General features: G+C 63.9%; 22 protein-coding genes. 11 read left to right on the top strand and 11 right to left on the bottom strand.

What is annotated here, in order from left to right; all coding sequences use genetic code 11:
* The first annotated feature begins 16 nt into the window (after positions 1-16).
* The 7 genes from ONR57_RS05435 to ptsP all read left to right on the top strand — a co-directional run bounded on the left by ONR57_RS05435 (position 17) and on the right by ptsP (position 7,407).
* Positions 17-1,570, top strand: coding sequence for an adenylate/guanylate cyclase domain-containing protein (locus tag ONR57_RS05435; RefSeq protein ID WP_265121996.1), 1,554 nt, complete (start codon positions 17-19; stop codon positions 1,568-1,570).
* A gap of 190 nt (positions 1,571-1,760) precedes the next feature.
* Positions 1,761-2,522: a DeoR/GlpR family DNA-binding transcription regulator gene (locus ONR57_RS05430; protein ID WP_265121994.1), complete on the top strand. Its 762-nt coding sequence runs from the start codon at positions 1,761-1,763 to the stop codon at positions 2,520-2,522.
* On the top strand, positions 2,519-3,466 hold the full coding sequence (gene pfkB, locus ONR57_RS05425; RefSeq protein WP_265121992.1) for a 1-phosphofructokinase: 948 nt from the start codon (positions 2,519-2,521) through the stop codon (positions 3,464-3,466). Before ONR57_RS05430 ends, pfkB begins: the two co-directional genes overlap by 4 nt.
* Positions 3,467-3,469: 3 nt before the next feature.
* Positions 3,470-3,922 carry a PTS sugar transporter subunit IIA gene (locus ONR57_RS05420; RefSeq protein ID WP_265121990.1) on the top strand — a complete coding sequence of 151 codons (453 nt, stop codon included), beginning with the start codon at positions 3,470-3,472 and terminating at the stop codon, positions 3,920-3,922.
* Positions 3,919-5,400 (top strand): PTS fructose transporter subunit IIC, encoded by a 1,482-nt coding sequence (locus ONR57_RS05415; RefSeq protein ID WP_265121988.1) that lies wholly within the window; start codon positions 3,919-3,921, stop codon positions 5,398-5,400. Before ONR57_RS05420 ends, ONR57_RS05415 begins: the two co-directional genes overlap by 4 nt.
* A gap of 31 nt (positions 5,401-5,431) precedes the next feature.
* The gene (locus tag ONR57_RS05410; protein ID WP_265121986.1) at positions 5,432-5,704 is read left to right on the top strand and encodes an HPr family phosphocarrier protein; all 273 of its coding nucleotides are present in this window, start codon (positions 5,432-5,434) and stop codon (positions 5,702-5,704) included.
* A 38-nt stretch (positions 5,705-5,742) separates the two neighbouring features.
* Positions 5,743-7,407: a phosphoenolpyruvate--protein phosphotransferase gene (gene ptsP / locus ONR57_RS05405; protein ID WP_265121985.1), complete on the top strand. Its 1,665-nt coding sequence runs from the start codon at positions 5,743-5,745 to the stop codon at positions 7,405-7,407.
* An 86-nt stretch (positions 7,408-7,493) separates the two neighbouring features.
* On the opposite strand, the gene topA is transcribed toward ptsP, so the two are convergent.
* From topA to ONR57_RS05390, 3 genes are all read right to left on the bottom strand, one after another.
* Complete coding sequence (gene topA / locus ONR57_RS05400; RefSeq protein WP_265121984.1) at positions 7,494-10,328, bottom strand: type I DNA topoisomerase; 2,835 nt, start codon at positions 10,326-10,328, stop codon at positions 7,494-7,496.
* 222 nt (positions 10,329-10,550) lie between these two features.
* Positions 10,551-11,180: a hypothetical protein gene (locus ONR57_RS05395; protein WP_265121983.1), complete on the bottom strand. Its 630-nt coding sequence runs from the start codon at positions 11,178-11,180 to the stop codon at positions 10,551-10,553.
* Between the two features lie 117 nt (positions 11,181-11,297).
* Positions 11,298-12,224: an SGNH/GDSL hydrolase family protein gene (locus tag ONR57_RS05390; protein WP_265121981.1), complete on the bottom strand. Its 927-nt coding sequence runs from the start codon at positions 12,222-12,224 to the stop codon at positions 11,298-11,300.
* A 91-nt stretch (positions 12,225-12,315) separates the two neighbouring features.
* Between ONR57_RS05390 and ONR57_RS05385 the strand changes: the two genes are divergently transcribed.
* Positions 12,316-14,712 (top strand): DEAD/DEAH box helicase, encoded by a 2,397-nt coding sequence (locus tag ONR57_RS05385; RefSeq protein ID WP_374116401.1) that lies wholly within the window; start codon positions 12,316-12,318, stop codon positions 14,710-14,712.
* Here ONR57_RS05385 and ONR57_RS05380 read toward each other — a convergent pair.
* The 7 genes from ONR57_RS05380 to ssd form a co-directional block, all read right to left on the bottom strand.
* On the bottom strand, positions 14,669-15,022 hold the full coding sequence (locus tag ONR57_RS05380; RefSeq protein ID WP_265121979.1) for an Rv3654c family TadE-like protein: 354 nt from the start codon (positions 15,020-15,022) through the stop codon (positions 14,669-14,671). The two genes, ONR57_RS05385 and ONR57_RS05380, sit on opposite strands and share 44 nt — an antisense overlap.
* Positions 15,019-15,324 carry a TadE family type IV pilus minor pilin gene (locus ONR57_RS05375; protein WP_265121978.1) on the bottom strand — a complete coding sequence of 102 codons (306 nt, stop codon included), beginning with the start codon at positions 15,322-15,324 and terminating at the stop codon, positions 15,019-15,021. The genes ONR57_RS05380 and ONR57_RS05375 overlap by 4 nt, the downstream gene beginning before the upstream one ends.
* Positions 15,325-15,353: 29 nt before the next feature.
* Positions 15,354-15,551, bottom strand: coding sequence for a DUF4244 domain-containing protein (locus tag ONR57_RS05370; protein WP_279347516.1), 198 nt, complete (start codon positions 15,549-15,551; stop codon positions 15,354-15,356).
* 132 nt (positions 15,552-15,683) lie between these two features.
* A complete protein-coding gene (locus ONR57_RS05365) occupies positions 15,684-16,256 on the bottom strand; it encodes a type II secretion system F family protein (RefSeq protein ID WP_265121977.1) in 573 nt (190 codons plus the stop codon).
* A complete protein-coding gene (locus tag ONR57_RS05360) occupies positions 16,253-17,050 on the bottom strand; it encodes a type II secretion system F family protein (protein WP_265121976.1) in 798 nt (265 codons plus the stop codon). The genes ONR57_RS05365 and ONR57_RS05360 overlap by 4 nt, the downstream gene beginning before the upstream one ends.
* Positions 17,047-18,216: a TadA family conjugal transfer-associated ATPase gene (locus ONR57_RS05355; RefSeq protein WP_265122161.1), complete on the bottom strand. Its 1,170-nt coding sequence runs from the start codon at positions 18,214-18,216 to the stop codon at positions 17,047-17,049. Before ONR57_RS05355 ends, ONR57_RS05360 begins: the two co-directional genes overlap by 4 nt.
* A gap of 5 nt (positions 18,217-18,221) precedes the next feature.
* Positions 18,222-19,310, bottom strand: a complete 1,089-nt coding sequence (ssd, locus tag ONR57_RS05350; protein ID WP_265121974.1) for a septum site-determining protein Ssd — start codon at positions 19,308-19,310, stop codon at positions 18,222-18,224.
* Positions 19,311-19,738: 428 nt separating this feature from the next.
* On the opposite strand from ssd, the gene ONR57_RS05345 reads away from it, so the two are divergent.
* Entirely contained in the window at positions 19,739-20,569 is an 831-nt protein-coding gene (locus ONR57_RS05345; RefSeq protein WP_265122159.1) for an HAD-IB family hydrolase, read from the top strand.
* A gap of 392 nt (positions 20,570-20,961) precedes the next feature.
* On the opposite strand, the gene ONR57_RS05340 is transcribed toward ONR57_RS05345, so the two are convergent.
* The gene (locus ONR57_RS05340; RefSeq protein ID WP_265121973.1) at positions 20,962-21,720 is read right to left on the bottom strand and encodes an oxidoreductase; all 759 of its coding nucleotides are present in this window, start codon (positions 21,718-21,720) and stop codon (positions 20,962-20,964) included.
* Between the two features lie 374 nt (positions 21,721-22,094).
* Here ONR57_RS05340 and acs point away from each other — a divergent pair, with 374 nt between their 5' ends.
* Positions 22,095-24,050 carry an acetate--CoA ligase gene (gene acs, locus ONR57_RS05335; RefSeq protein WP_265121972.1) on the top strand — a complete coding sequence of 652 codons (1,956 nt, stop codon included), beginning with the start codon at positions 22,095-22,097 and terminating at the stop codon, positions 24,048-24,050.
* Positions 24,051-24,125: 75 nt separating this feature from the next.
* Positions 24,126-24,317, top strand: coding sequence for a hypothetical protein (locus tag ONR57_RS05330; protein WP_265121971.1), 192 nt, complete (start codon positions 24,126-24,128; stop codon positions 24,315-24,317).
* Positions 24,318-24,440: the final 123 nt, after the last annotated feature.

The following is a 24,440-nucleotide window of genomic DNA, read 5'->3' as shown; positions in this document are numbered from 1 at the left end:
AAGCGAAGATCGACACATGGGAATCGTCGAGAAGGCGCGGGCGTCGGTGCCGCCTTCGCTCGCTGGTTCCTTCCGGAGGCCGTGGCCTGCCTTCGAGTTCGGGGTTCAGATCGCGAACGTCGCTGGCGCGATATTCGTTTTCGGATTCCTGCAGTACTTGTTGCCTAGCGAGGACGCGATACGAATTGGCGATGACGTCCGCCTCGATCAGCTGCGTCCATTTTTCGCGTATCTCGCAGCGACGGCGGTTTTCTCCAGCGCCGCGGCATGGCTGCTCGCACGGCCCGTCATCACATGGCAAACCGCACCAGATTCCGCAGTGAGTGGTCACGCTGCTCGCAATCGGGCATTGCGGCTGCCTCAGCTGCTCGTGGGAGTTTTCGCCGCGTCTTGGGCCGTTGGCGGGGTGATTTTCGTCGCGCTAACGGCGAACACACTGCATTTCGCCGTGGTCGTCTCGTTGACTGTTCTCATCGGTGCCGCAACGGCGTGCGCAGTCGTTTACCTCTACACCGAACGCGTACTGCGGCCTGTTCATGCTGCCGCGATCGCTTCCGGCGACGCGAGGCTGCGTAAGCCGCCAAGTGTGGCATCGCGATTGCGCGTCGCATGGGCGGTGACTGTACTTGTGCCGGTTTCTGGCATCTTGGTGGTTACTAACGCCGCGCTCACCGGAACCCTGCTTTCGTCGACAGAATCCATTCTGACGTCGATCTTGCTGCTGTGCGCCGGGCTGATCCTGGGAAGCCTGGCAGTGACACGGCTGACTGTGGGTGCGATTTCGGACCCACTCGGACAGTTGCGGATAGCGCTTAAACGGGTGCAAGAAGGCGACTACAGCACGCCCGTCGAGATATACGACGCGACCGAGCTGGGCCAGCTGCAGGCGGGGTTCAACGATATGCTGCGGGCAATCGCGGAGCGAGAGGAGTTACGCGATGTCTTCGGCAAATACGTCGGAATTGATGTCGCGCGGCGCGCGCTGAGCGATGGCGTCAAGCTGGGCGGAGAAGAACGATTCGTCGCAATTCTGTTCGTCGACCTCGCAGGTTCCACTGCGCTCGCGATGAAACAGACGCCGACCCAAATCGTGACTGTGCTCAACGAGTTTTTCCATGTAGCTGTGGACGTCGTCGATGCGCACGGGGGCCTCGTCAACAAGTTCATGGGTGACGCGGTGATGGCCGTGTACGGCGCACCCTTGGAGCACCCAGATCCCTCCGGTGCCGCTTTGGCGTCTGCTCGGGCGCTTGCGCGCCGGCTTCCAGCGACACTGCGCATCGAGGGAGGCAGCGAGATCGGGTTCGGCATCGGCGTCGCGGCCGGCCGCGCGGTTGCGGGCAATATTGGGGCCGCACACCGGCTCGAATACACCGTGATCGGCGATCCAGTGAACGAGGCGTCGCGCATTACCGAGCTGGCAAAGGATGAGGAGTGCTGCGTCCTTGCCTCCCACGAGGCCACTGCGAGTGCCGATCCGGCTGAGGCACAAAACTGGCACGCGGTGCGCGATGAAGTTCTGCGCGGGCGCGGCGTCCCCACAACTCTCATGACTCCGCCTATTCGGTAATAATCCGGCATAGCCAGTCAGAACCAGTCGCTATCAAGCACGGAAAAGCCCACGTATCCACACCCCCGGGCAACCCATTCTCGAAAACGCTGTGATCAGCGTCTTTAAATTGGCATGCTTGTGACACTTGACACACCACACAAACGGGCGTAAAACTGATGTAACACCACACAAACGGCAGGACGACCACATGTTTGCGGAAGAGCGACACCAACACATTGTCGAACTCACCCGGAGCAACGGGCGGGTCGACGCCAGCGAGCTTGCGAGCAGCTTCGGCGTCTCGATCGAAACGATCCGGCGGGATCTCACCGCCCTTGAACGCCGCGGACTCATCAAGAAGGTCCACGGAGGCGCCATGCCCCTGGACTACCTCGGCGGCGAACCAGCAGTCGCCGTCCGCGACACTGTGATGACCGCGGAGAAAGAACGCATCGTCAAAACCGCGTTTGCGGAAATCCCCACCGACGGTTCCGTCCTCATCGACGCCGGAACCACCACCGCTCGCCTCGCTGAGATCTGGCCAAGCGATCGCGATCTCACGATCGTCACCAACGCGCTTCCCATCGCAGGCATTCTCGCGTTACGGCCACGCACGACCGTCCTTATGACGGGCGGCAAAGTCCGCGGAAAAACTCTCGCCACGGTCGACGACTGGGCACTGACCGCACTGGCGAACACCTACGTTGACGTTGCCTTCATCGGCACCAACGGCATTTCGCCCGATCGCGGACTAACCACGCCCGACATCGGGGAGGCCGCCGCCAAGCGGGCAATGATCGCCGCAGCGCGCCGCGTCATCGTCCTCGCAGACCACACCAAGTTCGGCAACGACTGCCTGTCACGCTTCGCTGACCTCTCCGCGGTCGACCTCATCATCACCGACACCGGCCTCGACGCCCGCACCGCTGCTGACATCGAAGCCGCCGGCCCCAAGGTAATCCGCGCATGATAATCACACTTACTGCCAACCCCAGCCTCGACCGCACTGTGGAGGTGACAACGCTGCACCGTGGTGCCGTCCAGCGAGTGACCAACACTCACGTCCACGCAGGCGGCAAAGGGGTTAACATTTCCCGTGCTCTCGTCACCCACGGGACCAGCACGGTTGCGGTACTCGTGGTCGGCGGAACCGCTGGTGACGAACTCGCGACTCTACTGCGTCGCGAGAATGTGCCGCACGTGCCCGTCGCAATCAGCAGTGACATCCGCAGCAACATCACCATCGCCGAATCAGACGGCACCACCACCAAACTCAATGCTGCGGGGCCCTTGCTCTCGGCAAGTGACGTCGAGAACCTCGTGGCAACAACGACTAACGCCGTGAGCTCGGGGGCGGACTGGATCGCTGGCTGCGGCAGCCTGCCCCCAGGCGCACCCACCGACTTCTACGCCCAGCTCATCGAGCACGCGCATCAGCATGGCGCCCAGGTAGCCATCGACTCCAGCGGCAAAGCACTCGAAGCCTGTCTCGCTGCCGGGCCCGATGTGATCAAACCGAACGTCGAAGAACTCGCTGAATGCGCCCGCCGCGACATCACCACAATCGGTGACGCCATTGACGCGGCCCACACTCTCCGGGCACGCGGGGCCCGGATCGTCCTCGCAACGCTCGGCGCGGCAGGAGTACTGCTCGTCGACGACACCGGGGAACTGCACGCCGCTGCGGAACTGCCCGGACCAGTTCTCAGCACCGTAGGGGCAGGCGACGCGACTCTCGCAGGATTCCTCGCCGGCGGCGCAGCCGGCGAAGAAGCGCTCCGGGAAGCAGTCGCATGGGGCACCACGGCCGTGACACTGCCCGGAACCCGCATGCCCACCCCTGACGATCTCGAACGAGTCACCGTCACTGTCACCCCACCCAAGCACGACACCGTGCTCACAGAGCGGAGCTAACACATGTCTGAACTCATCACCACAGCCCTCGTCGACCTCAACCTGCCAGGCAACGACCGCACCGAGGCCACAGCGAACCTCGTCGAACGCCTGGTCAAAGAAGGCCGAGTCACCGATGAGGCCGGGTTCATGACCGCGATCAAGGACCGCGAGGCGCAGATGCCCACCGGCATCGAAGGTGGCATCGGCATCCCCCACGCACGCTCGCAATACGTCACCGAACCGACGCTCGCATTCGGTCGCAGCGTGCAGGGCGTGGATTTCGGTTCCGCTGACGGTCCCGCTGACCTGATCTTCCTCATCGCCGCTCCAGACGGCGGAGGCAGCGAGCACATGAAGATCCTCGCCTCGCTCGCTCGCCGCCTCGTGCGCGAATCATTCCGGACCTCGCTGCGTGACGCAGCAACCCCGCAAGACGTCGTAGACCTGATCAACAAGGAAGTACTCGGACGATGAAGAAATTCAAGCTCGTCGCTGTGACGTCGTGCCCCACGGGCATCGCGCACACCTACATGGCGGCGGAATCCCTCGAGCAGGCGGCTGAGGCCGCTGGCCACGAGATGCGGGTCGAGACACAAGGTGCCGCTGGCGCCGAACGTCTCAGCGATGAAGAAATCGCAGCTGCCGACGCCGTCATCTTCGCTGCGGATGTTGAAGTCCGCGAGAAAGAGCGCTTCGCCGGCAAACCGATCATTCGCGGCGGGGTAAAGCGCGGCATCAATGACGCGACCGGAATGGTCGCCGAAGCCGTCGCAGCCGCCGAGAACGCGCCTGCCGGTGGTGCCGCGGTGGCGGCTCCTGTGGCATCATCGGCACCTCAAAAGGCCCCCGGCTTCGGCACACAGCTTCGGCAGTGGCTGATGACCGGTGTGTCCTACATGATTCCTTTCGTCGCCGCCGGCGGTATTCTCATAGCCCTCGCGTTCATGATCGGCGGCGCCCAAATCGCCGCAGTCGTCAACGGCGGTGTTTACGAAGGCGTCGAATACGCGGGCATCGCTGACCTCTCCGCTATCCTCGCTGAGGCGGGCATTGCCGGCGTAATGTTCAAGATCGGCGCGACGGCGTTCTCCATGCTCGTCGCGATCCTCGCCGGATACATTGCGTACGCCATGGCAGACCGCGTTGGTCTCGCCGCCGGTATCGTGGGTGGTCTCCTCGCCGTCGCGATCGGTGCAGGCTTCCTCGGTGGCCTCGTCGCCGGTCTTCTTGCCGGTGCCATCGTGATGGGCCTGAAGAAGATCAAAGCCCCGCGCGGCCTGGACAGCCTGATGCCGATCCTCGTGATCCCGCTGCTCTCGGTCTTCGCGATCGGGTTCCTTATGCTCGTCGTCATCGGCGGCCCGATTGCGGCCGTGCAGACCGCCCTCACCGACTGGCTCGAGGGACTCACCGGCGCGAACGCGCTCGCCCTGGGTGCACTCCTCGGCGCAATGATGGGCTTCGACCTCGGTGGCCCGGTCAACAAGGTCGCCTACCTGTTCGGCACCGGTGCGCTGGTCTCAGACAACCTCACCGTCATGGCCGCAGTGATGGCTGCGGGTATGGTACCGCCACTCGGGCTCGCACTCGCCAGCGTCGTTCGGAAGAAGCTGTTCAGCGACGCAGAGCGTCAGGCTGGCAAGGCTGCGTGGGTCCTCGGTGCGTCGTTCATCACCGAAGGCGCAATCCCGTTCGCTGCTGCTGACCCCTTCCGCGTCATCGCTTCGACAATCGCGGGCGGCGCAACAGCCGGTGCTCTCTCGATGGCATTCGGATCCACGCTCCGCGCCCCGCACGGCGGCATCTGGGTAATCGGCTTGATTGGCAACCCACTCGGCTACCTCATCGCCATCATCGCAGGAACGCTGGTCACCTGCGCTGTGGTCATCGGTCTCAAAGGCCTCCGCCGCCCCGTCCCCACCGCACCACAAGCGACCCCTGTCGCAGCCTGACCCCACCACACACACTCCAGAAGGAACAACAATGCCTGAACGCTCCGTCATCGTCGGCTCCTCCGTCGGACTGCATGCCCGCCCAGCCGCCCTCCTCGTACAAGCAGCGGCCAGCCAGCAAGTCCCCGTTTCCATCGCCAAGAAGGACGGCGACTTCGTCGACGCACGCAGCATCCTCATGGTGATTGGCCTCGACGCCCGTGGCGGCGATGAGATCGTACTCCGCGCGGACGGGGACGGCGCCGACAGTGCGCTGGAAGCCGTTGCCGCTGTTATCGCTGAGAACCACGATTCCGGCAAGTAAGCCCGCCCACCGCACTATCCGATAAGCAGGAGATACCCATGGGCAACACTATTGCAGGAACCCCCGTCAGCCCGGGAGTAGCCGTCGCCCCGATCGCACGACTCGCTCCCCCTCCGGGCCTTCCTGCGGACAGTGGGCCAGAGGCAGACGTCAGCGCGGCGGTGGACAAGGCCCAACATGCCCTCAACGCCGTTGCAGACGAACTCGGTGCTCGCGCCGCCGCGACCAGCGGTCCAGCGTCAGACGTGCTTTTCGCACAGTCGATGATGCCCCGGGACCCCGCCCTCGCGATCCAGATCAAAGCACAGCTGGAGACAGGGAAGTCCCTCCCCCACGCCGTGGTCGGTGCGTTCGGCGTGTTCCGCTCTGCTCTCGAAGCCGCCGGCGGCTACCTCGCCGAACGTGCCGCGGACCTCGACGATCTCGCGAACCGCACCATCGCCGAGATACTCGGCTTGCCCATGCCGGGTATACCCAACCCGGGACACCCCTTCGTTTTGGTCGCGGCTGACCTCGCACCAGCTGACACCGCGATGCTCGACACCAACCAGGTACGCGGCATCATCACTGAATTGGGTGGCCCCACCAGCCACACCGCGATCTTGGCGAAGTCGCTTGGGATTCCTGCCATCGTTGCGTGCACGGAAGCCGCCAGCCTCGAAGAAGGCACGACTGTGCTCCTCGACGGTGCATCCGGGAAGGTCCGTATCGCACCGTCGCAGGAAGAGATCGACGGGGCCACCGCACACGCCGAACAGCTCGCCCGTGCACTCGCCAAAAGCTCTGGCCCGGGCAAAACTGCCGACGGCGTGGCAGTGAAGCTGCTCGTCAACCTCGGTGCCCCCAACGAGCTGGAGGCAGCCGCGGCCGCTGACAGCGAAGGAGTCGGGTTGCTGCGCACCGAATTCCTCTACCTCAGCAAGGTCACTGCACCGACCGTAGCGGAACAGACGGACAGCTACGCGAAGGTATTCACCGCGTTCGAAGGCCGCAAGGTCGTCGTGCGCACCATCGACGCCGGAGCTGACAAACCGCTGAAGTTCGTCGATCACGGCGTCGAGGAGAACCCGGCTCTCGGTGTGCGGGGAATCCGTCTCACCAAACGGCACCCCGATATGCTCACTGATCAGCTGACCGCGATCGCCGCAGCCGCAGCGCAGAGCAGCGCCGAAGTGTGGGTGATGGCGCCGATGGTAGCCACACCGCGTGAGGCCGCAGAGTTCGCGGCACTTGCCCACGAACACGGGCTGCAGGTTGCGGGAACAATGGTTGAGGTCCCCGCTGCGGCGCTCCGCGCACACCAGGTGCTTGCGGGCTGTGACTTCGCGAGTATCGGGACGAATGATCTCGGCCAGTACACGATGGCAGCGGACCGCATGCAAGGTGAACTCGCTGAACTCCTCGATCCGTGGCAGCCGGCACTGCTCGAGCTAGTCCACCAAACCGCTCAGGCAGGCAAGGATGCCGGAAAGCCGGTCGGCGTGTGCGGTGAAGCGGCAAGCGATCCGCTGCTCGCGCTCGTTCTCGTGGGCCTCGGCGTGACGAGCCTCTCGATGGCGCCCGCAAGCATCCCTGCGGTACGTGTGAGTCTCGCGGCGCATTCACTCGCCCAGTGCAGCGAACTCGCCAAGCTGGCGCTGACCGCGGAGAGTGCCGCCCAAGCGCGTCAGCTCGTGTCAGACTCGAGCCAGTCGATCGCATAACCGCTGTACAGAAGCCCGCCTGTGAGAGGCTGCCCCGGCCACGAGCCGGGGAGAATCTCATCGGGCGGGCATCTGGCTGTCAGCAGCTAGTCTGCCGACTTTTTGCTCGTCTTTTTGGCGGCGGTCTTTTTGGCGGTCGTCTTCTTAGCGGTTGTCTTCTTGGCCGCGGATTTGCTCGCGGTCGCCTTCTTCGCTGGTGCCTTCTTCGTGGCGCGTTTGACTGGGCCCCGCGCGCGCCGGTCCGCAAGCAATTCGGCCGCCCGCTCCACGGTCAAAGTGGCTACCTCGTCACCTTTGCGCAGGCTCGCATTGGTTTCCCCATCGGTGACGTAAGGCCCAAACCGGCCATCCTTGATCACCATCGGCTTGCCAGATGTGGGGTCGTTTCCGACCTCGCGCAGCGGCTCGGTTGCCGCGGCTTGCCGCCCCCGGCGCTTCGGCTCGGCGTAGATCTTCAGAGCCTCTTCTAGCGTCACCGAGAAAATCTGCTCTTCCGTCCCCAGCGATCGCGAGTCGGTGCCCTTTTTCAGATACGGTCCATAACGGCCATTCTGGGCGGTGATCTCATCACCACTCTCGGGATCCTTACCCACCACCCGCGGCAACGACAGCAGCTTCAGCGCATCGTCGAGCGTCACCGTCGAAATGTCCATCGATTTCAGTAGCGAGCCCGTGCGTGGCTTCGTCTTCTTCGAATCACCATCTTTTTCGCTATCCGGAATGATCTCCGTGACATACGGCCCGAAACGGCCTTCTTTCGCGACGATTTCGTGGCCGGTTCCAGGGTCGACGCCAAGCTGGCGTCCTTCCTGCGGTGTCGCGAAGAGCTTCTCAGCAATCTCTGCCGTCAACTCGTCGGGTGGGAGATCTTCCGGAAGGTTGGCGCGCTGTGATTCAGCATCGTCGCCTTGTCCCACCGTGCGTTCCAGGTACGGCCCGAATCTGCCGACACGGACATACACAGGTATGCCGTCGGAATCATCGAAAAGTTTGATCGAGTTGATTTCGCGAGCGTCAATACCCTCAAGGTTGACGCCCACCAGGCGCTTCAGGCCGCCAAGCTTCGCCAGTGTGCCTTCTTGGCGGTCTTCACTGCCGAAATAGAACGCGGTAAGCCAGTCAGAACGGCGTTCCCGGCCCGCCGCGATAGCGTCAAGATCATCCTCCATCGACGCGGTGAAGTCATAGTCGACAAGCCGCCCGAAATGCCGCTCCAGCAGACCGACCACTGCAAAAGCCACCCAGGACGGTACGAGCGCGTTGCCCTTCTTGTAGACGTAACCCCGGTCCTGGATCGTCTTGATGATCGAGGCGTAGGTCGACGGGCGGCCGATACCCTCGTCTTCCAGCTTCTTCACCAGCGACGCTTCGGTGTATCGCGAGGGCGGCGTCGTCGTGTGCCCGTCGGGGCGCAACTCCGACGCGGTTACCTGATGCCCTTCGGTCAGCCGTGGCAGACGCATTTCCTCGTCGTCGGCCTGACCACCGGCTTCCTCGTCCACAGTTTCGACATAAGCGCTCAGGAAGCCCGGGAAGGTGATGGTGCGGCCGGATGCACTGAACACGCATTCTTCGCCCGTCGCTGCGGTACCAGTGATGCGGAGACTTAGCGTCGTACCCTTCGCATCGGCCATTTGCGACGCCACGGTGCGCTGCCAAATCAGCTCGTACAGCCTAAATTCGTCAGCTTCGAGCACGCGGTGCAACTGCCCCGGAGTCTGGAACGTCTCACCAGCAGGACGGATCGCCTCGTGCGCTTCCTGCGCATTCTTCACCTTGCGCGTGTACTGCCGCGGTGACGGTGACACATACTCCGGGCCATACAGCTCACGGGCCTGATCGCGAGCCGCCTTGATCGCCGAATCAGAAAGAGTTGTCGAGTCAGTACGCATGTACGTGATGTAGCCGTTTTCGTACAGGCGCTGCGCGACTCGCATGGTCCGGTCCGCGGAAAACCGCAGTTTGCGGCCCGCTTCTTGCTGCAGCGTCGACGTCATGAAAGGCGCATATGGCCTGCGCGTGTAGGGCTTCTCTTCAGCGGACGTGACGGCGAGTTCGACACCATGCAGTGCCTCTGCAAGCCTGCCAGCGTGAGCCTCGTCGAGGACACGGACGTCACCACTGGCTTTGAGTGCCCCCTGGGCACTGAAGTCACGGCCCGTAGCAATGCGCTGGCCGCCAACAGTCTGCAGTTTCGCGCCGAAAGTTTGCGGCGTAACACCTGTGCCCGCATCGAGCGTTGCAGCTATGTCCCAATAGCTCGCTGCCCTAAAGTCCATCCGCTCGCGTTCACGCTGCACGATGATGCGCGTAGCCACGGATTGCACCCGGCCTGCCGAAAGCTTCGGCATGACCTTCTTCCACAACACCGGGCTCACTTCATAGCCGTACAGGCGGTCGACGATTCGCCGGGTTTCCTGCGCATCGACCAGGTCTGGATCGAGGTCCCGCGGGTTCTCTGCGGCCGCCCGGATCGCCGGCTCGGTGATCTCATGAAAGACCATGCGCCGCACTGGAATCTTCGGTTTCAGCGTCTCCAGCAGATGCCACGCGATCGCTTCCCCCTCGCGGTCACCGTCTGTCGCGAGGTAGAGCTCGTCGACGTCCTTGAGCAGGCCCTTCAGTTCTGTGACCGTGGCTTTCTTATCGGCGCTGACCACATACAGCGGCTCAAAATCGGCGTCGACATTCACCCCCAACCGGGCCCAGGATTCACCTTTGTACTTCGCGGGGACGTCAGCTGCCCCTTTGGGCAGATCGCGGATATGTCCGCGGGAGGATTCAACAACGTAACCGGCACCGAGGTAAGAAGCGATCTTCTTCGCCTTGGTTGGAGATTCGACGATGACCAGACGACGGGTCACCCGCGAATCCCCCCCGCGTGCTGATCCGTTCGCCGTGCCACTACCGCGTGCTGCCACCTGGAGACCGCACCTTCCTCATACCTTGTTCCGCATCCGCTGCCGACGCCGAAATCCGGTCGTCTTGAAGCGACGCTAACGCGCTAACTCCCACCACATTGACACATGCGAACAATGCCATGCGCCCCGTCCGCACAACGATGTGCCCTGCCCCATGGTTCCCGCTGCCAGTATGTCCTACACACTGCCAAGCTGCTGCACGGGTCTGCCAACCTCCGCGCATCACTGCTCCGTGGTCAGCACCGCGCACTCAGGAATGCCACCAATAGCAGCATCAAGCTCCGCGGATTCATACTCGTCGAGGTCCTCGAAGGCCGTAGCGATCGGGTTCTGGGTCTCTTCCATTTCCGTCATGAAATCAGCCATAGCCACAGCATCGTCGGGTTCGATCTCTTCGAGCCTGGTCTGCAATCCTGCCACGTCGTCGGCCGCCCGCTGTGTCGCTTCTGACATCGCCTGGCTGAAACCGGGCGGCATGTCTGAGACCGGCGGATCGCCGAGACCCCCGAAACTCTCGGACGATCCTTCCAGTACCGCGTGCAGGTGCGAAAACAGGTCCAGATACGCTTCGCGCGCCGCACCCGGTTCATCCGGCGGCTCAGCGACGAGTACGTCGTAATGCTGAAAGGCGTCGTCGAGCGAGATGAACGGTGCACAGAATCGTGCTAGCCATTCCTCCGTGGTAATCGGATCAGGCTCTGGCGTCCCGGCCACATCGGCGGAGTCGCCGCCACCCTCGCCGCGCGCATCGTCATCCGTCGCGCACGCCGCTGCGCTGAACGCGCCGCACACACCGAGTGACACTGCGAAAACGATGCCAACCAACCGCCCGACGCGTCCAGATACCTTCATCTCACAAGACCTGCCTCGCCTAAAAAGCGTCATACACCCGACTTGCCTGCTTCACGCCACCGTAACCCCAATGCGACGATCTGCAGCGCAACTCGCGACTGACACTCGCACCGCGGCTCACCTGGTCCGCATAGCAGTAAGTGCGGCGGCTTGCGCCGCGTAGCCTTCCCGCGTCGGGTGGAATGGCAACAGTTCCTCATGGAAATCGCCCGCCCGGGTTATCCAGCGCTGCCCCACGGGCTTGCACATGTCACGGCCTGCTGTAGCGGCCTTTAAAGACCAGAACTCAACGCCAAGAATCCCGGCAGCTTCACGCTGTGCCTGCTCGATCCGCTGCAGCATCTCGTGCGCATACCTGGCCCGTGGCTGGAAGTCCGCAGCCTCCACTCCGTTCACCGGCATACACACCGAGGTATCGTCCGGAAGGATCGTCGGATAACCGACAATAGCGATGCGCGCATTAGGCGCCGCTCGCCGAATCTCGCCGATCAGGTTCCCGCTGTCTCCGGCAGTCAAGCGCCGCGCGACCTCAGCACCGGTTACCGCATGCGGACGCACGGCTGCCGGGTCGGCCGGATCATTGCACCCATTGACGAAATCGATGATGCAGAGGCCCACGGACCATGCCGCGCTGCGACCAGCGCCCCCGTACGTTTCGTTTCCTCCGAACTGGATCGTGACAAGTTCCGTCCGCGGGCCCAGCGCGCCACGGGCGGCGGCCAGCTGTTCGCCGAATGTGTTTGTGCCACGCCCATCCACGACTGCCCCCGAACATGAGGCGTCGAACCAGTCACCACCGAGCCCCCACTGGGCCGCGAACCGCTTCGGCCACGTGTACGGCAACTGCGGACAGCCGCCGAAAGGGTCGTAGCTCGGGCCAGAGGTGAAGCTATCCCCAAACGAGACGTACCGTACGTCCGCTGGCTGAGCACTGGCCGTACCCGCGGCGGCGAGCGTTCCGGCAGCAACCGCAAGCGCTGACACGATTACGGATACAGCGCGCGAAAAGCGCCTCCAGCCTGAGTTATTCGCAGAAACGTTCATCCTCGCACCGTTGCACATCCCGGACTCCGATGCAGCGTAAACAGGTAAACATGGTTAGCGTGGAGCGAGTTGTGACGCTACCGTGGCTCGCGTGAGCGGTACCCTCCCTAGCCCTTCGCCACGTGAATTCGGCGAAGATCTCATCGCGGCGCTCGTGTCTGAGGAGGCACTCGGCACGTGCGGGGCGCCTGCGTTCACGACCGTCATCCCCGCCCGCGAGGCCGCCTACGCGGACTGGCCCGATTGGGTCCACCCACCGCTCCGGGCTGAGCTAGAAAATTGCGGTATCAAGCGTCTGTACGGCCACCAGGCCGAGGCGGCGAACCTCGCGCATCGGCGCACCAGCGTTGTCACCGCCACGGGCACCGCGTCCGGCAAATCATTGGTGTACCAACTCCCGATCGTGACCGCACTTGCCGAGTCACAGTCGGACACCGCTCTGTATCTCGCGCCCACGAAAGCGCTTGGCGCAGACCAGCTGAAGAACGCTGCCCGGCTGACGAATTCACTTCCGGGTCTCGACACCGCCCACCCGTACCCTTATGACGGAGACACTCCCAGCGATATCCGCCCCTGGATCCGGAACCACGCGCGCTGGGTCTTCACCAATCCAGACATGCTGCACATCGGGATCCTGCCCAGCCACGAACGCTGGGCGCGGTTCTTCCGCGGGCTCCGCTACGTCGTGGTTGACGAATGCCATCACTACCGTGGCATCTTTGGTTCGAGCGTTTCGTGGGTGATTCGCCGCCTCCGCCGCATCGCGCGCCGCTACGGCGCGGATCCGGTGTTCATACTGGCCAGCGCGACAACCGCCAATCCGGCCGCGGCCGCAACGCGGCTCGTCGGCATCAACTGCGCCGAAGTGACAGAGGACTGTTCACCGCACGGAGCCCGCACCGTCGCGATGTGGGAGCCCGGATTCCTTACCTCAGGCCCCGACCACGGCAGCCCAGCGCCAGCCAGGCGTTCCGCGACGACGGAGGCGGCCGCACTCACCGCGTCACTTGTTCGGGAAGGCGCCCGAACCCTCACGTTCGTCCGTTCCCGAGCTGGCGCGGAGTTCGCTTCCATGACCGCACGCCGACTGCTCGACGAGTCGGGCACTGGTCTCGCGCACCGCGTGACCGCGTATCGGGCCGGCTACCTCGCCGAAGACCGCCGGCGTATCGAAACAGACCTTGCCGAGGGCGAATTGCTCGGCGTCACGACAACCAATGCACTCGAACTCGGTGTCGATATCGCGGGGCTCGATGCGGTAGTGATTGCGGGCTTCCCCGGCACGCGCGCCTCGTTCTGGCAGCAATCCGGCCGCGCAGGGCGGCGGGGTCAGGGTGCGGTCGTTATACTCGTCGCGCGGGATGATCCCCTCGATTCGTTTCTCGTGCACAACCCAGCAGCTCTGTTGGGTAAACCCGTCGAAGCTACCGTCACGGACCCCGGCAATCCGTATGTGCAGGGCCCGCACCTTCTCTGCGCCGCCGCAGAGCATCCCCTCAGTGATGCCGAGGCCGCACAACTCGGTGTTGTGGATACGCTGCACCTGCTAGAAGCTGACGGCCTTATCAGACACCGCCCCAGTGGCTGGTTCATCGCACCCGGCGTTAACCCCCACGAGGAAGTTTCGATTCGCGGTGGCGCAGCCGGGCAGGTCGCAATCGTCGAAAGTGCTACGGGAGCGCTCCTCGGCACCGTTGACGCGGGCCGTGCACCCGCCACCGTTCACCCCGGCGCAGTCCACCTCCACCAGGGCGACACATACCTCGTCGAAAACCTCAATCTAGAGGAAGGCCTGGCGCTCGTTCGGCACGAGGACCCTGGCTGGTCAACGACATCGCGGTCAGTGAGCGATATCCGGATCACACACATCCGCGTCCATTCCTCGCACGGTGCTGTGTCACTCGGCCTCGCTGACGTGGAAGTCACAAGCCAGGTCGTCAGCTATTTGAGGCGGCTGCCCACGGGCGAGATTCTCGACACTGTGGAACTCGAGATGCCCACGAGCACTTTGCACACTGTTGCCGTCATGTGGACGATCACGCCAGGCCATCTCACGGGCGCCGGCATCGCCGACGATGAGCTGCCTGGTGCTTTGCACGCAGCCGAGCACGCCGCTATCGGTCTTTTGCCGCTTGTGGCGACAGCAGACCGCGGCGATATCGGCGGTGTGTCGACGGCTCTGCACGCAGATACTGGCCTCCCCACTGTCTTCATCTACGACGGGCATCCTGGCGGTGCTGGCATCGCCGAGCGGGGGCATAGCGCGATCCGGGAGTGGCTCACGGCAACAGCTGACGTGATCGAACGGTGCGGCTGCGTCGAGGGCTGCCCGTCGTGCGTACAGTCGCCGAAATGCGGCAACGGTAATGATCCCCTCGACAAAGCCGGTGCGATACGGGTGCTGCGAGCGGTTCTCGGTGAGTTGCCGCAGGGCCCTGCGTTCGTCAGTGAGCCACCTCAAACGGCCCAGCCCGTGCCGATGCCGTGACACCAGAGTACCCCGGTATCCGGATCGGCAGCGGCACCCACACGGTCGCCACGAGGTCACTTCCGCGCACCACGCACCTCTGTAACGCCGCGCCATTGAGCCCGGCGATGTCCTCGGCGGCCTGACACGCGTCCGTGTCGGCACGTGCGAAGGCCACAGCACCCGCGAGTGCGGCCGCGTCCGCAGCGGCCCGCGCGTTGTACCGGGTGGCCACCGCGCTCGCGTACATCACCACTGCAAGCGCAGCCAGCATCATGACGAGCGCGATCACAGCGCCCACGACCGTGACCCCTCCTTCGTCATCACTCACCCGGCCCACTCCTCGACTGCAGCCACGGTCTCCGCGCTAATCTTAAGCAGAGGAAACGCGCGCGACCGGGAATCTACCCGCACGCTCACGATTCCCCGCCGCGTTGTGTCGACCTCAAACCCGGCACCCTGAGGGGCCAGCCCACGGGCGCGTTCCACAGCATTCGGGTCCCCCCGCGCGACCCCAAGAGCTGCTTCACGCGCCGCATCGACACACTTGACGTATGCGAGCCCCGCAGTGATACCGCCCAGGCACATCCACAGGACGATCATCAGTGTCAGCGTGGCGACCGCGGTCTCCACCGTGACCGCGCCCGCCTCGTCACCGAGCCCTACACGGGCGTAGTCAGCGCACGCTCGATGAGACTGGTCATCGCACCGACCACCGAGTTCCCCGTCACCACGGTGTACAAGATCGCGGCGAACGCCGCAGCCGCGATCGTCCCAATCGCATACTCGACAGTGCTCATTCCTTCCTCCTCGCCCAGACCGTGCAGGCGAGAAAGAATTTCGGCGCGCACAGCCGCCATCCTGTTCACTGCAATCGGAGTCTGTTCCGCATCTGATTCCACGGTTCCGCTGTCCTTTCTTCGTATCGCACTTTGCGACAGTGCCTTTGCCGGGAGAGGGTCTTCGGTGGCTAGCTCCCCAGGGGAAAAGGGTCATACGGGGCTGCCCGACATCAGCTGGTTTGCCAATCCCATGACGACGGGTGCGATGCCGAGGCACATGAAGGCCGGCAGAAAGCAGACACCCAGCGGCGCAGCGATGAGTACAGCCGCTTTCTGTGCTCTTTCACTGGCAGCGTCAGTTGCCGCCTGGCGCAGATCACCCGCAAGTTCACTTACTGCTTCCGCGAGCGGCGTCCCCGCCCGCGCAGAACGCTGGGCTGCCGTCACCAGGGATTTCGTTTCAGGACTGCGCGCCGCCGCTTTCCAGGCTGTTTCGTGGTCCGCGCCGAGCATCATGAGGTCTGTCGTATGCCGGAAGAACTGAGCGACGGGCCCTCGGTGTGAGTCGCACACAGCCCGCGCCGCAACCGCCGGAGGCAGTCCTGCACGTAAGCAAGCCGCGAAAACGTCGAAGACTGCGGCCGCGTCGTACCCGTCAGCCGCGACCATAGTTGTGACAGCATCTGCGGCCTCACCGTGCTCGTCTGACGCGATGCGGTCGGTTTTCTGTGCGGGCCACACAACAGTCGCCCCAGCAAGGAGGAACAATGCCCACTCCGTCATCGGCGCGCACCTTCGAGGATTCGATCGCTCCATAGCAGTCCCGTGGCAGCGAGGAGAACTCCACACACGAGCAGGATGCCGCCATTGTGTGTGGAGAGAAGAAGGTGCACAGGCGACGCCCCCATGAGTTCACCAAACACGATTCCAATCAGCGGCAGTCCTGCGAGGATCGCCGCCGTAGCCCTGGCTCCCCCGAGCGACGCGTGCAACGTCTTTTCGAATGCGAGTCGTTCTCGTACGTCTTGGCGAACTGCGGCGAGCAGTTCGGCGAGCTGCGCACCATGAGCCTCCGCAATGCGCCACGCACTGCCGATTTGACGGGCGACCGACTGGTCATGAGCACTGGCGAAGCCAGCCGCGACATCTGCTCCGAGCCGAGCGCGCCCGGCTGCCCGCCTGAAGAGCGAGGCCGCTGATCCCTGGGCGGTTGCGCACACAGTCCCACAGGCTGTCACCGGATGCGCTCCTGCACGCAGTTCCGCCACAACCGCGTCGAGCGCTTCGGACATCACCGTCATCTCCGAACGACGCACCGCACCAGTTCTGTTCGTGTGGAGGCGCCGTACCGCCGTCAAGCCGACGACCAGCAGCGCGATGACAGGCGCGATTCCGGCCAGGGTCACGATGACCCAGGTGGCGGCTGCCGCAGTACCAGCGCAGAGAGCAGCCAGAGCACGTGGTGGCACTGGCTTCGGCCTGCCACCAACGGCGAGTAACCGTAGTCGGCGCCGCTGCCGCGGCGGGGGTGTGATTAATAGTGCGGCACTGAGCAGCACACACGCTACTGCGATCATGTGGGTGCTCCCCGGCTGTGGATCAGCGTGCGGAGTTCGCCGAATCCCGGAACATTGCCCTCGGCAGTGGACCAGCATGTACGTGCGGCGACGCGGCCAGAGCACGGCGGATCGAGCAGTGCGATCTCGGTGAGACTGCGCCGGCCGGTGCGGTCTCGCGCGACGTGCAGGACGACGCGCAGTGCCGCTGCTAGCTGACTATGAAGGGCGAAAGGTTCGATGCCCCCTAACGCAGCGAGCGCCTCCAGCCGTGCGGGGAGTTCGCGCGGCGAGTTAGCGTGAACGGTCCCTGCGCTGCCGTCGTGTCCCGTATTGAGCGCGGCAAGCAAGTCGATCACTTCTGCGCCGCGGACCTCGCCCACGACGATGCGATCGGGCCGCATACGGAGGGCTTGCCTCACGAGGTCACGAAGGCTCACCGTGCCTGCGCCTTCGACGTTGGCCGCGCGGGCGGCGAGCCGGACCAGCTGTGGGTGCCGCGGAGCAAGTTCAGCCGCGTCCTCGACGCACACGATTCGCTCTGTGGGCTTTACGCATCCTAGAAGCGCGGCGAGCAGTGTGGTTTTCCCGCTGCCAGTGCCGCCAGTGACCAGGAATGAGAGTCTCGCTTCGACGATGCCGCGGAGCAGAGGCATCGCGTCATCGGGTACAGCACCGCGGGCCCCGAGGTCAGCAAGGGTGTGCGCGGCAGGGCGCAAGACCCGCAGTGATACGCAGGGACCGTCCACTGCGACGGGCGGGAGGACCGCGTGCAGACGGACCCCCGCATCGCTGCCCGCTAGCCCCGGAAGCCAGCCGTCGGCGAACGGTTGCGCGTCATCAAGCCTGCGGCCAGCACGCAGCGCGAGCCTCTGAGCGAAACGCCGTACTGAAGCGGCATCTGGAAACGACGGTGTTGCACGCTGAACTCCATGCCCAGCGTCGACCCATACCGAGCCGTCGCCAAGCACAAGCACGTCTGTGACCGCCCGATCAGCGAGCAGCGGGTCGAGGATGCCGGCGCCCTGCATCTCGGTGTGCAAGGTGCGTAAAGCACCGAGCACTTCGAAGTCACCGAGCACACCGCTGGATTCGGCACGCACCGCGGTAGCAATGACGTCTGGGGTAAGCGCCCCGGCAGATTCGGCTAGCCGGCTCCGAACCCGGTCGAGAAACTGTGGGGTCACTGCGCTCATGCCGCATCCGCTCTGTGCAGAACTTTCTGGGCGGCCTGCTGGATCGGTGAGCGCTTGGACAACCGCAAGCCGCCGCGCTCGAGGCGTGCGGCAAGCGCTGACTCCGCGCGCAGCGATGCGAGCAGCTCCAAGCCAGTTGCCCGGGCAACGTCATGCGCGGAAAGGCCACCTGGTGAGGGCCCACGAACAACGAGTCCGGAGGGACAATCGCGCAGCAGCGCGCCACGGCTTCGCGCCGCCGCACAAGCGCGGATCTCCGCCGGTGTCACCATCACGATGAGGTCCGCGATATCGCGACAAGCGTCCCCCGCTTCGCTCCGAAGCCTCGGTAGATCGACCACACAAAGCGCGCCATCAGCCTTCGCTGCGTCCGCAACCGCTCGCAGCGCTGAGGCCGTGACGCCCTCGCGCTCGAGTCCCGGCGAGGTCATGCGGGCGTGCGAAAGAACCGAGACTGAATCGACCGAGGGCAGCGCCGACCACAGTGCCTCTGCGGACACCCGGCCGGTAAGGCCTCGCAGATCAGGCCATCGCAACCCTTCGGACTGTTCCGCGCCCAGCGTGAGATCCAGTCCCGGCCCGTCGTCATCGGTGTCGACTAGCAGCGTCCGCGATGCCGAGGTGAGAGCCAGCGCCGCAGCGAATGTCGACACACCGGCCCCACCACGGGCCCCGGTAACAGCGATAACTCGCCCACTGCGGGTCGCTGCCTCCCCGCTACGACTGAGCGCGTCCACCAACTTGCGCTCACAACCAGGCAGCTGACATACCTCACTGACCCCGAGCTTGACGAGTTCGCGCCAATTTTCAGGCGCTTCCTCGGCGTCAGCTGATTGCACAATGACGATGCCCGACCGCTTGGGCAACTCAGCGGTGCTACAGGCCGACGCCGTTTCAGGGTCAAGAAGAACGCACGGCGCGCTGCCCCACCTTCTCCGTAGCAAGGGAGGGATTTGGCCCGGCGCGCCCCCCTCAGCGCCGAACACATCTTCAACCGGGCAGGCCGCTGCCGCGGCAATACGGTGAACTTCAGCGAGGCAGTCGGGATCTTTCAGCCAGACAATCGCGGGGTCAGTGGTGCGCATGCCCCTACCCTCCGGCGGAACGCGATTCGACGCCAGAAAATCTTGGCGGGGCTTGTGGATAACTCGATCCTGTGGATAACGCTGGGGCCCCGGGGCACTTCACTTTCGTGGGCGGTCGCGCGACGGTACCCTTTTGCACCGCTGGGAGGCTTCGCCATAGTCCGCGCTATAGCGGTATCGGCGGATCGTGCCAGATATGGGACGACCCCCGCCAGGGGGGAGGGGGCGGGGGTCGTCGGAGTTCAGCCCCGGGGGGTCGGGCTGAACTCACCCGGATCATGTCCGAGTGCCTTCATAGTACACGGGATTGCAGCAATGTTTCCGCATTCAACATCTGACTTTTCTGGATTCGTTCATCATCAGCATCTGAGTGTCTGAGCTGTTCTTGAGGCGCCCCCTGGCTTCGGATTCGTGGCGGTGGAACTATCCTGGGTTCCGTGAATGAGGGATCCGGCAGCACAAGCTCTGCGCAGCGTCCTGCTGCATTCTTCGATTTAGACAAGACCGTCATCGCGCGGTCGTCGACTCTCGCTTTCAGCAAGCCTTTCTTCGAAGAAGGCCTGATCAACCGCCGCGCCGTACTGAAAAGTAGTTATGCGCAGTTCTTATTCCTACTTTCGGGTGCCGATCATGAGCAGACTGATCGTTTGCGCTCACACATCACCTCAATGTGCGAAGGCTGGGATGTTGCTCAAGTGGAATCGATCGTTCAGGAAACGCTTCATGACATCGTGACGCCATTCGTTTTCGGCGAGGCAGCCGCACTGATTTCCGACCATATTGCGCGCGGCCATGACGTGATTGTCGTTTCCGCCTCCGGCGCAGAGATCGTTACGCCTATTGCGATGGCTCTCGGCGCGAAACACGCGCTTGCGAGCAGGATGGCGATAAGGGATGGCCGCTACACCGGAGAGCTCGAGTTCTTCTGCCACGGAGCAGCCAAAGTTCACGCGATCCAGGAGCTCGCCGACCGCGAAGGCTACGACCTGCGTGTTTCTCACGCTTACTCGAACTCAGCAGCGGACATCCCGATGCTTGAGGCAGTCGGCCACCCCACCGCCGTGAACCCCGACCGCCAGTTGCGGCGTGAAGCGGCTGCGCGCGGCTGGCCAGTCCTCACGTTCTCCAATCCGGTATCGCTGCGCGCGCAGCTGCCAGCGCCGTCAACAAAGACGGTGGCGGCCACTGCGGCGCTGGGCGCCAGCGCCGTGCTGGCAGCTGGTGCCGCCGCGTTCGCTTACTTTCGCAGACGAAAATAATTCAATTGGATCATCTCCAATCTCCCTAAACTCCTTGCAGGCAGTGCGGGGTCAGGAGTACAAAGAAGGTACGGGAGCACGGCAGGCTAAGGCCGAATCGAAAGAGAAGATCTCGACCTCCCCGGCCGCGAATCCCTAGTACGGACACCAGGTACCCACGCGGAGCACATGCCGCGAAAGGGCAGAAGTGTTGTGGGCCTGCGAGCCGTCGCTTATTCTGCGGCGATACGGTCTCTTGTGGGTAGAGACCCGCCAAAGGCAGTGACGGTTGCGCCGAGGCCAACCCACACAACCCTAAAAGCACGCATGGTAACCAGGATGCCTGTGCTACGCGGGCGGAGATTCGGAAGAATCGCCGCCCGCTTTCATTGTTTGCGTTGAATTCTTGGGCTTTAACCCGGCTTTGCCGCGACGGCATCAGCAATAGCGAGGGCCTCTCGTCCACCCGCTTCCAGCGCACCACAGCAAAAGATCACCCAATTGCCCACACCTTCCGGGGTGCCTTGCGCGAACAACTCAGCACCGGACCGGTAAGCCGACAGCCGTTTCAGCCACGCAGCCTCCGGCACGCCGAGGTTATGTGGATCCAGTCCAGAGGTCACCGCCACGAGGCGCGACGCTGCGCGCGCGACAATCCCATCGGCCGTGCCGAACGGGCGGAGCGCGAGGACCTCACCGTGCACAACCGCAGCAACAACCGGCGCTGGTGCGCGCGTTCCGCCCGTGACTAGCTGCGCGAGCATGTCGAGCCGCTCCCCGACTCCAGCGCCGCCTCGAGGGCGGCCCAGTCCTTCACGGTCTTCCGCGAGGTCGGACGCGGCAAGCACGTGCAGCTTGGCCAGCGCCTGCAGGGGCGCCCGCTGCCACACGCGGCCCAGATTCGCCAGCCCCTCACCGTCTAGCGCCTGCGCCACGCGCACGGCACCTGCGAGTATCGGATCCTCGATCTGCCCGGAGGCGCTCAGCTCGGTCTTCCCGCCGTCAAGCGCTGACGATGCGCGGGCTGCCCGGATCGCGGCTTCGGTGGCAGCTTTCGCCCATTCCCGGCGATTCGCCCGGTGACGGTGCGCTTGCCCCAGCACGTCACGGGCCTTGTCAGCGGCTTCGGTAACGCCCGGCAGATCCAGAATCGGGGCCAGAATGTCAGACACATACGCAAACATACCGATGCGCTACTGCCGCAGCCGCAGGGGCCGCGACCCGGGCGTTACAGGGAGTTGCAGCCAATTCGCCGTGCAGCGCCGAGGCTTCCGTTCCACTGCTGCTGACCACGGCGGTTACCTGCCGTCCAGCGCACGACGCCTACCGCTCAGCGCGCATGTGACTCCGCACACAGGAAAGCGCTCTGTGCACTGCAGGCCGTTGTGACTACCCTCACAAGCAGGGGTGGCTATGTGATGCAGGTTTGGTGCCGTGTTGTCATAGCCGTCCAGTACGTGCGGTCACCTCGAATTTCGAGGCGGTCGGCGCAGACGACGCTCCTAGACCTGGGGCGATGACTACCGACGTGAGGGAGTTGCGCTAGATGCCTACTGAAGCAACTGAAAAGCCTGTGCTTGCGGCGTACCCGCCCAGTGCCGAGTTCGCCGCGCAAGCAAACGGTGGGGCTGAGCTGTACAGCGAAGCGGATTCGGATCGTGACGCGTTCTGGGCGAAGCAGGCCGCGCGGTTGCACTGGCACGAACCGTTCAATCAGGTACTCGACTGGTCCGAAGCCCCGGTCGCGAAGTGGTTCGTAGGCGGCAAGCTGAACGTCGCATACAACTGCGTAGACCGGCACGTAGAGGCTGGCTACGGCGACCAGGTGGCGATCCACTGGGTCGGCGAGCCGGGTGACACTCGCACCCTCACCTACAGCGACCTGCTCAGCCTTGTGTCCAAAACCGCGAACTACCTGAGTGAACTCGGGCTTCAGGCAGGCGATCGCGTCGCGATTTATATGCCGATGATCCCGGAGGCAATTGCTTCGATGCTCGCCTGCGCACGCCTGGGTCTCACGCATTCCGTCGTGTTTGCAGGCTTCTCGTCGAGCGCGCTGCGTTCGCGCATCGACGACGCCGAAGCGAAGCTCGTCATCACCACCGACGGTCAATTCCGCCGGGGCAAGCCCGCTCCGCTTAAGGCAGCCGTAGATGAGGCGATCGGCGGTGACACTCCAGCGCCGTCGGTCGAGCATGTGCTCGTTGTCCGCCGGACAGGCGAGGACACTCCTTGGCAAGCCGGCCGCGACCTGTGGTGGCACGAGACAGTCGAGAAGGCGTCCAGCGAACACACGGCTGAGGCATTTGATTCGGAGCACCCGCTGTTCCTGTTGTATACCTCGGGTACGACAGGTAAGCCGAAGGGCATTCTGCACACCTCCGGTGGTTACCTCACGCAGGCGTCCTACACCCACCACTACGTCTTCGATCACAAGCCCGGCGAAGACGTGTACTGGTGCACCGCCGACATCGGCTGGGTAACCGGGCACAGCTACATCGTGTATGGGCCGCTGTCGAACCGGACAACTCAGGTTGTGTACGAGGGCACGCCTAACTCACCGAACGAGCACAGGCACTTCGAGATCATCGAGAACCACGGCGTCACGATCTACTACACCGCGCCCACGCTGATCCGGACATTCATGAAGTGGGGCCGCGAGATCCCCGACGCCCACAATCTCTCATCGCTGCGGCTGCTCGGCACCGTCGGCGAGCCGATCAACCCCGAAGCGTGGCGCTGGTACCACAGCGTCCTTGGCGGTGGCCGCTGCCCCATCGTCGACACGTGGTGGCAGACCGAGACGGGTGCAATCATGATCTCCCCGCTCCCCGGCGTCACTGAGTGCAAACCGGGCTCCGCGATGGCGCCGTTGCCTGGAATCTCGATGCAGATCGTCGACGATGAAGCACACCCCGTCGCACGCGGCGCTACAGAAGCGAACGGATACCTCGTTATCGATCAGCCGTGGCCGGCCATGTTGCGTGGCATCTGGGGTGACATGCAGCGGTTTAAAGACACGTACTGGTCGCGTTTCGCAGAGCAGGGCTACTACTTCGCGGGTGACGGAGCCAAGTTCGACGAAGACGGAGCAGTGTGGGTTCTCGGCCGTGTCGACGACGTTATGAATATTTCCGGGCACCGGATCTCGACCGCCGAAGTCGAGTCGGCCCTGGTTGGTCATGACGCGGTCGCCGAGTCAGCGGTGATCGGCGCGACCGATGCGACAACCGGTCAGGCGATTGTCGCATTCGTGATCCTGCGGCAAGGTGTCGTGAACACCGGCGACGAACTCGTCGCGGACCTCCGGGCAACGGTCTCTCGGGATATCGGCCCGATCGCGAAACCCCGCGATATCTATATCGTTCCCGAGCTCCCGAAAACCCGAAGTGGCAAGATCATGCGCCGCCTGCTGCGGGATGTGGCCGAAGGCCGCCAGCTTGGTGACACGTCGACGCTGGTGGATCCGGGTGTCGTGGAATCACTGCGTGGGGGAAAGTAACTGAACGGCCGGGCGCCCTAAAGCCTCACTCGCAGTGGGAGTTTTAGGGCGCCTCGCCGTGGGAACGTCCTCTCTATGGGAAGCAGAGTTACCGGAATTCATTTTGATGACGAACCCGGCGTGGTTGTGACGGCCCGGGGCAACACGCTGCGCCTCACCGGGCACGTATCCAGCATCAAGCGGCGCCAGGAAATAGAGCGGGCAGCACGCGGGCTGGTGCCCGCCGCCAGCGTGGACAACGAACTCATCATCCAGCCGTCGCGATGACAATATGAAGCCTGCAGATCTCAGGGTCAGCAGGCCCCGAAGCCGCCCCCCAGAAAGCATGCATTGGTGCGGAATACGGCAATTGCCAGGTTGGAATTGCCCGCTCGATCTCGGACTATCCGG

Origin of the sequence: Hoyosella sp. YIM 151337 (assembly GCF_026041215.1) — a bacterium.
GTDB lineage: Bacteria > Actinomycetota > Actinomycetes > Mycobacteriales > Mycobacteriaceae > Hoyosella.
This window is presented reverse-complemented; position numbering and strand designations above follow the sequence as displayed.

Bases quoted from the DNA above. Each gene is read 5' to 3' on its own strand.
- ONR57_RS05435 (WP_265121996.1), top strand. From the start codon at position 17: ATGGGAATCGTCGAGAAGGCGCGGGCGTCGGTGCCGCCTTCGCTCGCT.
- ptsP (WP_265121985.1), top strand. From the start codon at position 5,743: ATGGGCAACACTATTGCAGGAACCCCCGTCAGCCCGGGAGTAGCCGTC.
- ONR57_RS05390 (WP_265121981.1), bottom strand. From the start codon at position 12,224: ATGAACGTTTCTGCGAATAACTCAGGCTGGAGGCGCTTTTCGCGCGCT.
- ONR57_RS05410 (WP_265121986.1), top strand. From the start codon at position 5,432: ATGCCTGAACGCTCCGTCATCGTCGGCTCCTCCGTCGGACTGCATGCC.
- acs (WP_265121972.1), top strand. From the start codon at position 22,095: ATGCCTACTGAAGCAACTGAAAAGCCTGTGCTTGCGGCGTACCCGCCC.
- ONR57_RS05430 (WP_265121994.1), top strand. From the start codon at position 1,761: ATGTTTGCGGAAGAGCGACACCAACACATTGTCGAACTCACCCGGAGC.
- ONR57_RS05330 (WP_265121971.1), top strand. From the start codon at position 24,126: ATGGGAAGCAGAGTTACCGGAATTCATTTTGATGACGAACCCGGCGTG.
- ssd (WP_265121974.1), bottom strand. From the start codon at position 19,310: ATGCGCACCACTGACCCCGCGATTGTCTGGCTGAAAGATCCCGACTGC.
- ONR57_RS05415 (WP_265121988.1), top strand. From the start codon at position 3,919: ATGAAGAAATTCAAGCTCGTCGCTGTGACGTCGTGCCCCACGGGCATC.
- ONR57_RS05395 (WP_265121983.1), bottom strand. From the start codon at position 11,180: ATGAAGGTATCTGGACGCGTCGGGCGGTTGGTTGGCATCGTTTTCGCA.
- ONR57_RS05360 (WP_265121976.1), bottom strand. From the start codon at position 17,050: ATGATCGCAGTAGCGTGTGTGCTGCTCAGTGCCGCACTATTAATCACA.
- ONR57_RS05420 (WP_265121990.1), top strand. From the start codon at position 3,470: ATGTCTGAACTCATCACCACAGCCCTCGTCGACCTCAACCTGCCAGGC.
- ONR57_RS05370 (WP_279347516.1), bottom strand. From the start codon at position 15,551: ATGGCGGCTGTGCGCGCCGAAATTCTTTCTCGCCTGCACGGTCTGGGC.
- ONR57_RS05365 (WP_265121977.1), bottom strand. From the start codon at position 16,256: ATGACGGAGTGGGCATTGTTCCTCCTTGCTGGGGCGACTGTTGTGTGG.
- pfkB (WP_265121992.1), top strand. From the start codon at position 2,519: ATGATAATCACACTTACTGCCAACCCCAGCCTCGACCGCACTGTGGAG.